At 71.6% G+C, this 12,387-nt stretch carries 13 protein-coding genes; 6 read left to right on the forward strand and 7 right to left on the reverse strand.

Going from position 1 to position 12,387, the window contains the following annotated elements; genetic code table 11:
* Window positions 1-49: 49 nt before the first annotated feature.
* The gene (locus tag HGK68_RS06445; protein ID WP_169165225.1) at window positions 50-430 is read left to right on the forward strand and encodes an oxidoreductase; all 381 of its coding nucleotides are present in this window, start codon (window positions 50-52) and stop codon (window positions 428-430) included.
* A gap of 63 nt (window positions 431-493) precedes the next feature.
* Here the strand turns inward: HGK68_RS06445 and HGK68_RS06450 are convergent, their stop codons facing one another.
* A complete protein-coding gene (locus tag HGK68_RS06450; RefSeq protein WP_169165226.1) occupies window positions 494-1,993 on the reverse strand; it encodes a leucyl aminopeptidase in 1,500 nt (499 codons plus the stop codon).
* 38 nt (window positions 1,994-2,031) lie between these two features.
* Here HGK68_RS06450 and HGK68_RS06455 point away from each other — a divergent pair, with 38 nt between their 5' ends.
* The 4 genes from HGK68_RS06455 to HGK68_RS06470 are packed head-to-tail and all read left to right on the forward strand — an operon-like array spanning window position 2,032 to window position 4,077.
* Window positions 2,032-2,388, forward strand: coding sequence for a hypothetical protein (locus HGK68_RS06455; protein ID WP_169165227.1), 357 nt, complete (start codon window positions 2,032-2,034; stop codon window positions 2,386-2,388).
* Window positions 2,389-2,805: a hypothetical protein gene (locus tag HGK68_RS06460; protein WP_169165228.1), complete on the forward strand. Its 417-nt coding sequence runs from the start codon at window positions 2,389-2,391 to the stop codon at window positions 2,803-2,805.
* Window positions 2,806-2,815: 10 nt separating this feature from the next.
* Window positions 2,816-3,838 carry a quinone-dependent dihydroorotate dehydrogenase gene (locus tag HGK68_RS06465; protein WP_169165229.1) on the forward strand — a complete coding sequence of 341 codons (1,023 nt, stop codon included), beginning with the start codon at window positions 2,816-2,818 and terminating at the stop codon, window positions 3,836-3,838.
* Window positions 3,835-4,077 carry a hypothetical protein gene (locus tag HGK68_RS06470; RefSeq protein ID WP_169165230.1) on the forward strand — a complete coding sequence of 81 codons (243 nt, stop codon included), beginning with the start codon at window positions 3,835-3,837 and terminating at the stop codon, window positions 4,075-4,077. The genes HGK68_RS06465 and HGK68_RS06470 overlap by 4 nt, the downstream gene beginning before the upstream one ends.
* 34 nt (window positions 4,078-4,111) lie before the next feature.
* Here the strand turns inward: HGK68_RS06470 and yczR are convergent, their stop codons facing one another.
* Window positions 4,112-5,557: a MocR-like transcription factor YczR gene (gene yczR, locus HGK68_RS06475; protein WP_169165231.1), complete on the reverse strand. Its 1,446-nt coding sequence runs from the start codon at window positions 5,555-5,557 to the stop codon at window positions 4,112-4,114.
* 62 nt (window positions 5,558-5,619) lie between these two features.
* Here yczR and yczE point away from each other — a divergent pair, with 62 nt between their 5' ends.
* Window positions 5,620-6,285 carry a membrane protein YczE gene (yczE, locus tag HGK68_RS06480; RefSeq protein ID WP_169165232.1) on the forward strand — a complete coding sequence of 222 codons (666 nt, stop codon included), beginning with the start codon at window positions 5,620-5,622 and terminating at the stop codon, window positions 6,283-6,285.
* Here yczE and HGK68_RS06485 read toward each other — a convergent pair.
* The 5 genes from HGK68_RS06485 to HGK68_RS06505 all read right to left on the reverse strand — a co-directional run bounded on the left by HGK68_RS06485 (window position 6,204) and on the right by HGK68_RS06505 (window position 12,376).
* Entirely contained in the window at window positions 6,204-8,486 is a 2,283-nt protein-coding gene (locus HGK68_RS06485) for a hypothetical protein (protein ID WP_169165233.1), read from the reverse strand. The genes yczE and HGK68_RS06485 overlap by 82 nt on opposite strands.
* Window positions 8,483-9,160 (reverse strand): PulJ/GspJ family protein, encoded by a 678-nt coding sequence (locus tag HGK68_RS06490; protein WP_169165234.1) that lies wholly within the window; start codon window positions 9,158-9,160, stop codon window positions 8,483-8,485. Before HGK68_RS06490 ends, HGK68_RS06485 begins: the two co-directional genes overlap by 4 nt.
* Window positions 9,157-10,497: a hypothetical protein gene (locus HGK68_RS06495; protein ID WP_169165235.1), complete on the reverse strand. Its 1,341-nt coding sequence runs from the start codon at window positions 10,495-10,497 to the stop codon at window positions 9,157-9,159. Before HGK68_RS06495 ends, HGK68_RS06490 begins: the two co-directional genes overlap by 4 nt.
* A 241-nt stretch (window positions 10,498-10,738) precedes the next feature.
* Window positions 10,739-11,746: an aldo/keto reductase family protein gene (locus HGK68_RS06500; protein WP_169165236.1), complete on the reverse strand. Its 1,008-nt coding sequence runs from the start codon at window positions 11,744-11,746 to the stop codon at window positions 10,739-10,741.
* 33 nt (window positions 11,747-11,779) lie between these two features.
* A complete protein-coding gene (locus HGK68_RS06505) occupies window positions 11,780-12,376 on the reverse strand; it encodes a DUF3043 domain-containing protein (protein WP_169165237.1) in 597 nt (198 codons plus the stop codon).
* Between the last annotated feature and the right edge of the window lie 11 nt (window positions 12,377-12,387).

Genomic DNA, 12,387 nt, shown 5'->3' on the forward strand with positions numbered 1-12,387 from the left:
CGGCTGAAGTCCAGGCAACTCCCAGGCGTGCGCCGTTACCCTGACCCGCATGGGCCTGTTCTCCCGTCGCAAGCGCCGCGCCGACCCCGCGGATCCCGGCGCGCCCGCGCCGTCCGGTCGGGCCGCGCAGCAGGCCACCGTGGAGCACCTGACCGAGTTCGTCCGCACCCGGGTCGGCGTCGAGGCCTACGTCGAACCGCCGACCAACGTCACGCAGACCACCCTGATGCTGATCGCCACCGATGGGGAATGGACCCGGCGTCGGGTGCCGGACGGCAAAGCGGCGGGGGAGATCGCCCGCAAGCTCGGCATCCCGGTCTACGACGTCCAGCGCACCGGCTATCCGCAGCGGATGCGGGACTGGAACACCCGGCAGCGGATCACCCGCGAGCGGGCCGCCAAGGAGCGAGCGGCCCGCCGCGACGCCTGAGCCGCCAGCACGACGAAGGGCCGCCCTCCCGGTCGGAGAGCGGCCCTTCGTCGTGCGAGACGGTCAGCGACCGGCGCGGCCCTCGATCAGCGACAGCAGGGTGCGCACGCCCACGCCGGTGCCACCGGCCGGGGTGTAGCCGAACGGTGCCTTCTCGTTGAAGGCGGGTCCGGCGATGTCCAGGTGCGCCCACGGGGTCGATCCGACGAACTCCTGCAGGAAGATCCCGGCGGTCAGCATCCCGCCGAACCGGTCGGAGATGTTCGCGATGTCGGCGACCTTCGAGTTCAGGCCCGGACGCAGGTCCTTCGGCAGCGGCATCGGCCAGAACTGCTCACCGGAGGCACCGGCGGCGTCCACCACCTCGGCGCGCACCGGGTCGGTGCCCATCACCGCGGACACCCGGGGGCCGAGCGCGATCAGCTGCGCGCCGGTCAGGGTGGCGATGTCGAGCACCACGTCCGGCTTCTCCTCCACCGCGGCGACCAGGCCGTCGGCCATCACCAGGCGGCCCTCAGCGTCGGTGTTCAGCACCTCGACCGTCTTGCCACCCCGGATCGTCAGCACGTCGGAGGGGCGCTGGGCGGTGCCCGACGGCATGTTCTCGGCCAGGCACAGCCACCCGGTGACGGCGACCGGCAGCTCCAGACGGGCGGCGGCGATCACGGTGTGCAGCACGGCGGCGGCGCCGGCCATGTCGGACTTCATCGCGTCCATCCCGGCGGCGGGCTTGATCGAGATGCCGCCGGAGTCGAAGGTGATGCCCTTGCCGACCAGTGCCACCTTGGCCTTCGGTCGGGACGGGGTGTACGACACCTTGACCAGCCGGGGCGGGCGCACCGAGCCCTGGCCGACGCCGACCAGACCGCCGTACCCACCGGCGGCGAGCTGCTTCTCGTCCAGGACGCTGACCTTGATGCCCTTGGCGCCGGAGTCCTTCACCGCGGTCTTGGCGGCGTCGGCGAAGGCGGCGGGGAACAGGTCGTTCGGTGCCGCGTTCACCAGGTCGCGCACGCCGTGCACCGCGGCCGCCAGCACCTCGGCCCGGGACAGTGCGGCGACGGCCGCCTTGTCCTTGGCGCGCGGGGTGACGATCTCGATGCCGGCGAGCGCGGGCGCACCGGCGGGGGTGGTCACGTACCGGGTGTAGCTGTAGGCGCCGAACAGCGCGCCCTCGGCCACCGCGGCGACCTGCTGGGCATCGGCGGCGGGCAGCGCCACGGCCACCGACTGCACACCGGACAGCTCGCGCAGTGCGGCACCGGCTGCCCGGCGCAGCGTCTCCGGCTCCGGGGTGGCACCGTCCGCCAGCGCACCGACACCGGTCAGCACGACCAGCTTCGCCTTCAGGCCGGACGCCGGGATGGTGCGGACCTGGTCGACGGCACCGGTCGCGCCGAGCGGAACCGCCAGATCGGTCAGGTTCGACGCCAGGTCGGCGGGCAGCCAGTCGGCTGCCAGCAACCGCGGGGGTCGGCCCTCTCCGGTCTGGGCGACCGCGACGACCAGGGCGTCGACGGACAGGCGGGCGGGGGTCGTGGAGGTCAACGTCACTCGAGGCACGGGACCGACTCTAGTCCTCGCGCCGATACCGTGGACCCGTGACGCCGCCCCTGACCCTGTTGGTCGCCCTCGCCGCCGCCGCCCTCGGACTGTGGGCGCTGTGGTTCGCGATCCGGGACCGCGCGGTGATCCTGCGTCAGCTGTGGGGCGGGGCGGTGGTGGAAGGACTGATGCTGGTCCAGGCCGTGGTCGCGGGCGTGCGCCACGCGTCCGGGACGGTTCCGGCCGAACCGGCGGTGTTCTGGAGCTACGTCGTCACCCAGCTCGTCCTGCTGCCCGCCGCCGCCCTGTGGGCCTTCGCCGAGCGCAGCCGCTGGTCCTCGGTGGTGCTGCTGATCGCGTCGGTCGCCGTGGCCTTCCTGCAACTCCGCATCGCCCAGACCTGGGGGAACTGAATGTCAGCGTCCACGACGTCCACCTCGACCGGACCGGGCCGGGTGCTGGTCGCGGTCTACGGGCTGTTCGCCCTCGCGGCGACCGCCCGCGGGGTCAGCCAGCTGATCCGCGAGTTCGACGCCGCGCCACTGGCCTACACCCTGTCGGCGGTGGCCGGGGTGATCTACCTCGTGGCGACCCTGGCGCTGGCCAAGGACTGGCGGCCGGTGGCGTGGGCGGCGGTCGGCATCGAGCTGGTCGGTGTGCTCACGGTCGGGGTGCTCACCCTGGTGGACGCCGCCGACTTCCCGGACCGGACGGTGTGGTCGTGGTTCGGTCGGGACTACGGGTTCATCCCGTTGATCCTGCCGTTCGCCGGGTTGGCCTGGCTGTGGCACACCGGCCGGTCCCAGCGTCGGGCACTGCCGACCGACTAGGTTGGGGGCCGTGTACGACCTCCTGTTCCGCCTGGTCTTCGTCCGCCTCGACCCCGAGGACGCCCACCACCGGGCGTTCGCGCTGATCCGCCTCGCCGCCCGCGTCCCGGTGCTGCGCGGGGTGATCCGGCGAGTGCTCGCGATCCCCGCGGCGGGCCGGGTGCACGCACTCGGGCGGACCTTCCCCTCCGCCTTCGGGGTCGCCGCCGGCTTCGACAAGGACGCGGTCGGCGTGCCCGGACTGACCATGCTCGGCTTCGGCTTCGTGGAGGTCGGCACGGTCACCGCCCACCCGCAGCCGGGCAACGAGCAGCCTCGGCTGTGGCGGATGGTCGAGGACCGCGCGCTGCGGAACCGGATGGGCTTCAACAACCGCGGGTCGGTGGAGGTCGCCCGGACGCTGGCGCGGCTGCGCAGCACACCGGCCGGTCGCTCCGCGGTGGTCGGGGTGAACATCGGCAAGACCAAGGTGACCCCGGTCGAGCAGGCTGCCGACGACTACGCCACCTCCGCCGAGCGTCTCGCGCCGTTCGCCGACTACCTGGTGGTGAACGTGTCCTCGCCGAACACCCCGGGGCTGCGCGACCTGCAGTCGGTCGAGTCGCTGCGTCCGGTGCTGCAGGCCACCCGAGCCGCCGCCGACCGGGCCACCGTCGCTGCCGGGCGCGCCCGGGTGCCGCTGCTGGTCAAGATCGCGCCCGACCTGGCGGACGCCGACGTGGACGCCGTCGCCGATCTGGCGCTCGAACTCGGACTGGACGGGGTCGTCGCCGTCAACACGACCATCGCGCACGACCTGGGCCCCGGCGGGGTCTCCGGACCGCCGCTGCTGGAGCGGGGGCTCGCCGTCGTGCGGCGCCTGCGCGACCGGCTCGGCCCGGACCCGGTGATCATCGGGGTCGGCGGGATCACCACCGGCGCCGACGCGCGCGCCTACCTGGACGCCGGGGCGACCCTGGTGCAGGGCTACACCGGCTTCATCTACCAGGGTCCGTTCTGGGCCTCCCGGATCGCGAAGGAGCTGGCGGCATGACCGACCTGACCCCGCAGTGGTCCTGGCAGTACGCCGGTGTCGACGGCCAGGTGCTGGACCGCCCGGTGTCGCCGCAGTTCGTCGGCCGGTTCGACGCCGAGGAGTGGTTCGGGCTGCACTGGCGTGCCCTCCGCGACCAGGGTGCCGCGTCGGCCGTGCTGACCAGTGCGGGGACCGTGGTGCCGCCGCGCTACGACCTGCGTGCGGTGCCGGAGACCATGACCTTCCCGGCGGGCTGAACCGCCCGGATCACGCCGCACCGCACGGTACGGCTCAGACGGCGACCGCCGTTCGCTGGGGTGTGGGGGGAGCGCTCGGTGCTCCGCACAGCGCCGCCCAGGCGAGGGCGAGACCGTCCACCGCGCGTTCCAGGTCCGACGGCGCGGCGGTGAACGGCAGCCGCAGCCTGTCCTCCAGCCCGCCGTCCACCCCGAACGCGGGACCGGGCAGCAGGCGCACCCCGTGCGCCAGGGCGAGCGCGCTCAGCGCCGACGACACCGGTGATCCCAGGTCCACCCACAGGCTCTGCCCGCCGCGCGGCACCGTCAGCTCCCACTGCGGCAGACGATCGCGCAGCAGGTCCACCAGGACGTCCCGCCCGGTGCGCAGTGCCTGGACCCGTCCGGGCACGGCACCCGGCCCGGCCGACAGCAGCTCGGTGGCGATCAGCTGGTCCAGCACGGCGGTGCCCAGGTCCGCGCTGCGTCGGGAGAGGGCCAACCGGGTCGTCAGCTCCGCCGGCCCGCGCAGCCAGCCGACCCGCAGGCCGCCCCAGTGCGACTTGGACACCGATCCGATCGCCACCACGCGGGGATTGCGGCCGTCACCCGCCCAGCTGTCCGGTGCCGGTCCGTCCAGCACCAGATCGGTCAGCACCTCGTCGCCGACGATCGTCGTCCCGGTGCGGCGGGCCAGCTCCCGGATCTCGGCCCGGGCGTCGGCGTCCAGACACGATCCGGTCGGGTTCTGAAAGTCCGGGACCAGGTACACCAGGCGCGGTGCCACCTGGCGCAGGGTCGAGGCCAGCAGCGCCAGGTCCACCCCGTCGGGCCCGGTCGGGACCGGCACCGGTCGCGCCCCGGACGCCCGCACCGCGTCGATGGCGTGCACGTAGGTCGGCTGCTCCACCACCACCCGATCACCCGGGCCGGCGTGGCTCTGGGTCACCAGGGCGATCGCGTGTTGTGCGCCGGTGGTGATCAGGATCTGCTCCGGTGTGGTCGGCGTCCCGCGCTCGGTGTACCGCTGGGCGATCACCGCGCGCAGCTCCGGCAGACCGTGCGGCAGATAGCCGTGGTCGGCGTGCGCGGGCAACCGGTCGAGCGCCGCGAGCGTGGCGGCACGCAGTTCGGGTGGCGCGGCGGAGGCGGCGATCGACAGATCGACGATCCCCTCGCCGCCGTAGCCGGCCGGAGCCGGTCGCGCCCGGTCGCCGCGGGGGAGGGCGGTGATCGTCCCCGCGCCCTGGCGGCTGAGCAGGAACCCCTCGCTGCGCAGGGTGTCATAGGCGGTGGTGATGGTGGTCCGGGAGACCCCCAGCGCCGTGGCCAGCTCGCGCTCGGCCGGCATCCGGGTGGACAGTGGCAGGGACCCGGCCAGCACCGCACGGCGCAGGGCGTCCGACAGGGCGGCGTGCGCCGGTCCGGGGCGCCGCCAGGTGCCCAGTGCGGTGGCGGTGCGGGGACCGGAGATCCGGCGGTCGGCGGGAAGCGCAGGCATGCAGGCCACTTTGCCGGAATTGGCTATCGAGGGGAAGGCCAATCGTGGGACAGGATCAGGCCATGCCTCGCCGTCTGCTCCAGCTCTTCCTCGGGCTCAGCCTCTACGCCCTCTCCATCGCCATGGTGGTGCACCCCGCCCTCGGCTCCATGCCGTGGGACGTGCTCAGCCAGGGTCTGTCGGTCCAGTTCGGGTGGTCGCTCGGCAGGTCCGTGCTGGTCAGCAGCGTGCTGGTCCTGCTGTGCTGGATCCCGCTCCGGCAGCGCCCGGGTGTCGGCACCGTGGCCAACGTGCTGGTGATCGGGGTGCTGGTCGACCCGTTCGTCGCCCTGCTGAACCTCCTGCCGGAACAGCTGCCGCTGATCGCCCGGGTGGCCCTGATGCTGGCCGGGATCGCCCTGAACGGCCTGGCCGGAGCGCTGTACATCGGTGCCCGGCTCGGCCCCGGGCCCCGCGACGGGTTGATGACCGGCCTGGTGGCCCGCACCGGCGGCAAGGTGGCGCCGATCAGGATCGGGATCGAGCTGACCGTGGTGCTGATCGGCTGGGCGCTCGGCGGCACGGTCGGCGTGGGCACCGTGCTGTACGCGCTGTCGGTCGGGCCGATCCTGGGCTGGCTGATGCCGAAGTTCGCGGTGCCGGTGACTCAGGACCGCACCGAGGCGGGGGTGGTCACCTCGGTGGACGCGCCGCGCTGCCAGCCGACGTCGGTGAAGCGGAGCAGGTAGGGCGGGGTGGTCGACCGCAACCGGTCGTCGTAGTCGACGGTGAGGTCCATCCCGCAGCTGCCGGGGTTCCAGGTGACGACGTCCCAGGAATCGGATGCGCCGCTGTAGCCCGAGGTGTGGGCGAACTCCGTGCGGACGCCGGTGGTGCCGAGGTAGTTCTGCGCCACTGACCCGGTCACCGTGACATCGATCGTGGCCGAACCATCGGCCGGTTCGGTGACGGTCGCCTGGAAGGAAGGCCGCGAGCCGGCGAGGGAGTTGTCCCGGTCGCCGTGTTCCACACCCGGGAACGCGAAGTAGAACGGCACCATATCGACACCCAGTCCCGTGTCGGGCAGTCCAGTCCATCCGTCGTATCGGTCGTAGCTGTTCCACGGACTCGACTGGGCACAGATGCCACCGTCCTGGTAACCGAAGCCACTGGTCAGCACCTGGATCGCCGCGTCGATCTGGACCTGATCGCGGTTGCGGTTGTAGTCGTGCGGCCAGTCTCCGAGCGTGCCCGACGCGGCATCCACGCCCTCGATGTACAGGAAGTACCCGCCGGCCATGTCTTGGACGATGATCTCGCTCCCGCGCCGCGCGACCCGGTCGAGTCGGATCAGGCGGTGATCCACCAGCGTCACATCGTTCGCGACGATGCCGAGCTGGTCGGTCCCCTCGGCTGTCCCGTCGGCGGCCACCAGGTCGCCGGTGATCAGGACAGCACCGGAGGACCCGACCGTGAACTTCCCCTGGTACCGGCCCTCGATCCACAGGTTGCCCTTGGTCCGGTAGCGGGAGGACGAATACGTACTGGTGTCCAGCCGGATGGCGGTGGTCTGGGTCGGGGTGCCGTCCAGCACCGACGCCAGCGTCTCGCCGATCGGCAGGTAGCCGTAGGTCGCGTTGCCGCCGATCTCACCGGCCTCCAGCCGGTCGTTGACCACACCGTGGTTGCTGACCACGTCTGCGGGCAGGTCGGCGACGTAGACGACCATGTCGGCCGGGACGTCGATGTGCGCACCCTCGTCGGACCCCAGCTCGATGCTGGTCCCGCAGGTCGGGGTGGTGCCGTCGGACGAGGCGACGGCGATGGTCAGCTCGGGGTACACCGATTGCTTGGACCAGACCCGCAGGGTCCCGTCGCTCTCGGCGACGATCCTGGTCGGACCGTAGTAGCGGCACCCGGGAGCCGTCGCCAGCGAGGTGGTGTCGTACGGCAGCGTCTGGGTCGCCGACAGCTGCGGTGCCTCGGTCGTCGTCACCCGCGACTCGGCGACTCCGCTGCTGGTGTTCGTCGGCAGCACGGCACAGTCGGTGGAGAGGACGGTGTCGGCCTTCCAGTTCTTGGCGAACGTCGTGTCGGTGCAGAACGGGTTCGCCACCGACAGCACCCCGTTGACCTGATACGAACCGCGCTTCGACTGCTCATCGGGGTTCTGGCTCGCCGGTCCCGGGTTGATGAAGCCGATGTCGTTGGTGAAGAAGTCCCCGTTGACCGGGTTCGCCCAGGCGTGCAGCGGCCAGTCGTACGCACCGGAACTCGCCGTGATGCTGCCCGTCCCGTTGTACCACCCGAACTGGGTCCCCATCGCATTCAACGTGCGCAGGCACCGGGGGGTGTTCGACCCTTGATGGACGGTGGGCGTGCGCTGGTAGATCCGGGCGCCGTTCGAGTCGACGCAGGTGGTCAGCGGCAGGGCCCAGTGATTCTGGTACCCCGCGTACTGCTCGGTGGACGTGCGAGTGGCCTGCACTTCCACCGTGCGGTACTCCGCACCCGAACGGCCGGTCACCCGCAGACTCAGCTGCGACGCCTCGGTCCCGTTCTGTTCGTCCCAGCCCAGCACCTCGTAGTGGTAGGCGGGGGAGGCGTCGGCATCCTTGTTCCGATCGACCGGTGCCCAGCCGATCGCGGTGTCCTCGTCCCAGCCGCAGGCCGCGTCGGTGGTCGGCGCTTGGAGTGCCGCGTTCTCGCAGTCGGTCCTCTGCAGGTAGGTCGGGTCGGCGCCGGCGCGGGTCAGGTAGTCGGTGATCCCCGACTCCGCCGCGGACAGCGCCTTCTCGCTGTCGGTGTACGCAGCGGTCGGTCGCAGCGAGCGGAGCACGTACAGGCTGGTGGTGAGCACGATGGCGAACAACACGGTGAACGAGATCACCACCATCACCACGCTCATCCCCTCGTCCGAGGAGCTGCCGCTGTGGAGCTGGCGGATCATGCGCTGGCCTTTCCGACGTTCTTCAAGTGGATGCGATCGCGGTGGGTGCTGGGGGTCTCCTGCTGTCGCGGGTTGGTGCGCACGACCAGGGTGAATTCGATGGCGGCGACGGCACCGGACGCCTCGACCGTGGCCGATTCGCGGTCCAGGTAGTCCAGGCCGGAACCGTCGAGCAGGCCGTCCACCAGCGTGCGGGTCTCACACGTGCGGGCCTCGCACCCGGCACTCAGCGGCAGGAGCGCGCGCAGTTCGTCGGCATCGGCGATGTCGGCCAGGCTGGTGCGGCGTTCCACCAACTGCTGGTCGGCGATCTCGAACTCCACCAGCACGTAGTTCTCGACGCTGTCCGGGTCGCGGATGATCACGTCGAGCCGGTTGCCGTCGCCCGCCAGCACCGGGGTCGTCATGGCCTCCGCGTACGCCTGCGGTCGGAGCGCGTAGGGGACCGCCTTCTCGATCACCCGGAAGGCGTACTGGGCGGCGGTGGTGTCGTCGGTCCGGCCCCAGGCGCGACCGTTGGTGCGTTGGATCCCGATCGTCAGGGTGACCACGGCGACCGCGACCATCGCCATGATCGTCATGGCGACCAGCAGCTCAGCCAGCGACATCCCGCGCTCGGCGTCGGTGCCGTGCAGCGCGGTGCTGCGGCGCAGTCGAGCCACCGCCCGGTTCACGGTGTCGTCTCCGTCCCCGACGGGGCCTGTGTCGCGGGGGTGGACGGTTCCGGGACTTCCGGTGGTGGCGGAGTCGTCGGCGTCGCGGAGGTCGACGGGCTCGCGGCGGAGCCGTCGTCGGGCTCCTCGGTGGCGGTCGGCTCCGGCTCCGGGGTGGGCGTGGCGGTCGGAGCTCCCGGGGAACCCGGGGCCGGAACGATGCCGTACCCCGGCCGCACCCAGATGTCCGTGGTGGTGCCGCTGACCGCCTCGACCTCTTCCATCGTGGACGGCAGCACCGTGCCGACGTACGCGCTGTACTCACAGGGCCAGACAGCGGCCACCTCCAGGACTGCGCCGGTCAGTTCCGTCGTCCAGCCGGGGGCCGACGCCGCCGTGCCCGAGGACGCACAGATCAGGGTGAGCTGCTGACCCGCGGCCTCGGCATCGGTCGCGGCCGCGGTGCCGTCCTCGGTGGTGAGATGAACCCGCAACGCGGCCGAGGGGGCGTAGGACAGGGTCACGCGGTTGATCAGCGCGCTCGCATAACTTGGCCGTCCGATCGCGAAGGCCGCGGTGCTGGTCCATGCCTGCCCGACATACCCGGGCTTGGTCGCCACCACGGTGTAGGTGTTGGTCGTCACCTGCACGGTCTTCTTCGGCACCCGCCCGACCACGCATCCGTCCTGGTCGGTGGTCCCCGCCTCGACCGAGTAGTACCAGGATGACGATTGCAGGGTCACGGCGGCCCCGGACACCCCTGCGCCACCCTGGGTCGGATCGATCACCCGGACCACGACGATCGCGTCCATCCCGGTCTTCAGGCCGTTCGGGAGCCCGACGTACTCGACGAGGTCCACCGGAGCCAGCGTGGTGCGGGTCGACCAGGTGACCGACACCTCGATCCTGACCATCAGCGCGTCCTGACCGGTGACCGAGGTGGTGCCGCTCACGCACAGTGACTGGCCCTCGGTGCCGGCCGACAGGCCGATCCGGCGGGACACCGTGAACGAGGTGCCGCCCACCACGAGGTCGTCGCCGACCACGCCACCGTCGAGCGGGGTCGGATTCTCGACCGCGGTGTCGTTGAGCACGTCGTCGGTCGAGATGTCGCCGCCGTCGATCAGGGTCCGGGCGGCCGCCACCTCGCGGGTCGCCAGCTCGGTGGCGACCGTCCGGGACCGTGCCTGGTCGGCGAGCTTGGTGGTCGCCAGCACCGCGCTCAGCACCGTGACCGCCATGACGATCAGCAGCACCACCGCCACCACGGCCTCGATCAGGGTGAAGCCACGGTCGGGGTGCCCGCCGTGGCCCCCCGGCGATGAACTGCTCGGGGAACGCAGGAGGGGAGAGGGCATCGGGAGTCCGTGTTCTCAGGGGAGGGCGAGGTCGGTCACGGAGGCTATGCAGCCGGGCGGCGGGCCTGAGTGGTGCCACTCAGCGCGGCAGCCGGTCGACTGCGTGATCGGGCCCGGGGAGCGCCCGAACGGCCCGGAGTTGTGGGTGGAGCGGTCCGGAACATGCGTGGCGCGCACCTAGCCGATCCGGGCACGACGAAGGCCCCCGACCGCAGCACCGGTCGGGGGCCTTCGTGCGCGATCAGCGCGAGGCGGGCGAGCTCTTGGCCGTCTCCGCCGGGTCGGTGATCACCGCGTCGCCGAGGATGTCGTCGATCCGGGTCATCAGCTCGGCCGGGATGGTGACCCCGGCGGCCTTGACGTTCTCGGTGACCTGCTCCGGGCGGGAGGCGCCGATGATCGCCGCGGCGACGTTGGTGTTCTGCAGCACCCACGCGACGGCGAGCTGCGCCAGCGACAGGTCCAGCTCCTGCGCCACCGGCTTGAGCTCCTGCACCCGCTCCAGGATGTTCGGCCGGTCGAGGAAGGTCTTGATCGTGCGCGAGCCGCCCTTCTCGTCGGTGGCACGCGAGCCCTCGGGCAGCGGCTGGCCGGGCAGGTACTTGCCGGTCAGCACACCCTGCGCCACCGGGGACCAGACGATCTGCGACAGGCCGAGCTCCTCGGAGGCGGGGACGACCTCGCCCTCGATGACCCGCCACAGCGCCGAGTACTGCGGCTGGTTGGACACCAGCTGGAAGCCCAGCTCCTTCGCCAGCGCGGCACCGGCCCGGATCTGGTCGGCAGTCCACTCCGAGACACCGATGTAGAGCGCCTTGCCCTGACGGACCACGTCCGCGAAGGCCTGCATGGTCTCTTCCAGGGGCGTCTCGTGGTCGTAGCGGTGCGCCTGGTACAGGTCGACGTAGTCGGTCTGCAGCCGGGTCAGCGACCCGTCGATCGACTCCATGATGTGCTTGCGGGACAGGCCGGTGTCGTTCGGGCCCTTGGGGCCGGTCGGCCAGTACACCTTGGTGAAGATCTCGAGCGACTGCCGACGCTCGCCCTTGAGCGCCTCGCCGAGCACCGACTCCGCGACGGTGTTCGCGTAGGCGTCGGCGGTGTCGAAGGAGGTGATCCCGGCGTCCAGGGCGGCGCGCACGCAGGCGGTCGCCGCGTCGTTCTCGACCTGGGAGCCGTGGGTCAGCCAGTTGCCGTAGGTGATCTCGGAGATCTTGAGGCCGGAGCGGCCGAGGTGACGGAATTCCATGTCGTCACCCTAAAACGCTCCGCCGACAGCTGCTCAGCTGGGCCACTCACCGTGCTTGTTCTGCGGCTTCGGCAGCCGGGCGCGACGGATCTGGAACACCCGGGTGATCGCGTACATCATCGTGCCGCGGACGATCGCATCGGCGCCGAACTTCTCGGTCAGCTTCTTCTTCAACCGCCGCCACATGATGATCGAGTCGACCACCATCAGCAGGATGAAGACGTACAGCGCGATCAGGGCGACGAAGGCGGCCGAGGTGCTGATCGCACTCAGGCCGATGTTCGCCAGCAGCACCACGATCGCGATCGGCAGGAAGAGCTCGCCGAGGTTCCAGCGGGCGTCCACGAACAGTCGGGTGTAGCGGCGCACCGGGCCCTTGTCCTTCGCGGGCAGGTAGCGCTCGTCGCCCGACTGCATCGCCTGGTACTGCTTCTCGCGCTCGACCCGCTGGGCGGCGCGGGCGTCCTTGGCGGCGGCCTTGCGGTCGGCGGGCACCAGCGGGCGCCGGTTGGCGGCCTCGGCCTGCTTCCGGGTCGGGGTGGGCCGACCCTTGCCGGTCGGCACCTCGATCACCGCCGGGGTCTCGACCTGCGGCTGAGCGGCGTCCTTGTCCTTGCTGCGTCCGAACACCCCGCCAGCGT

Source organism: Cellulomonas taurus (genome assembly GCF_012931845.1).
Taxonomy (GTDB): Bacteria; Actinomycetota; Actinomycetes; order Actinomycetales; family Cellulomonadaceae; genus Cellulomonas; species Cellulomonas taurus.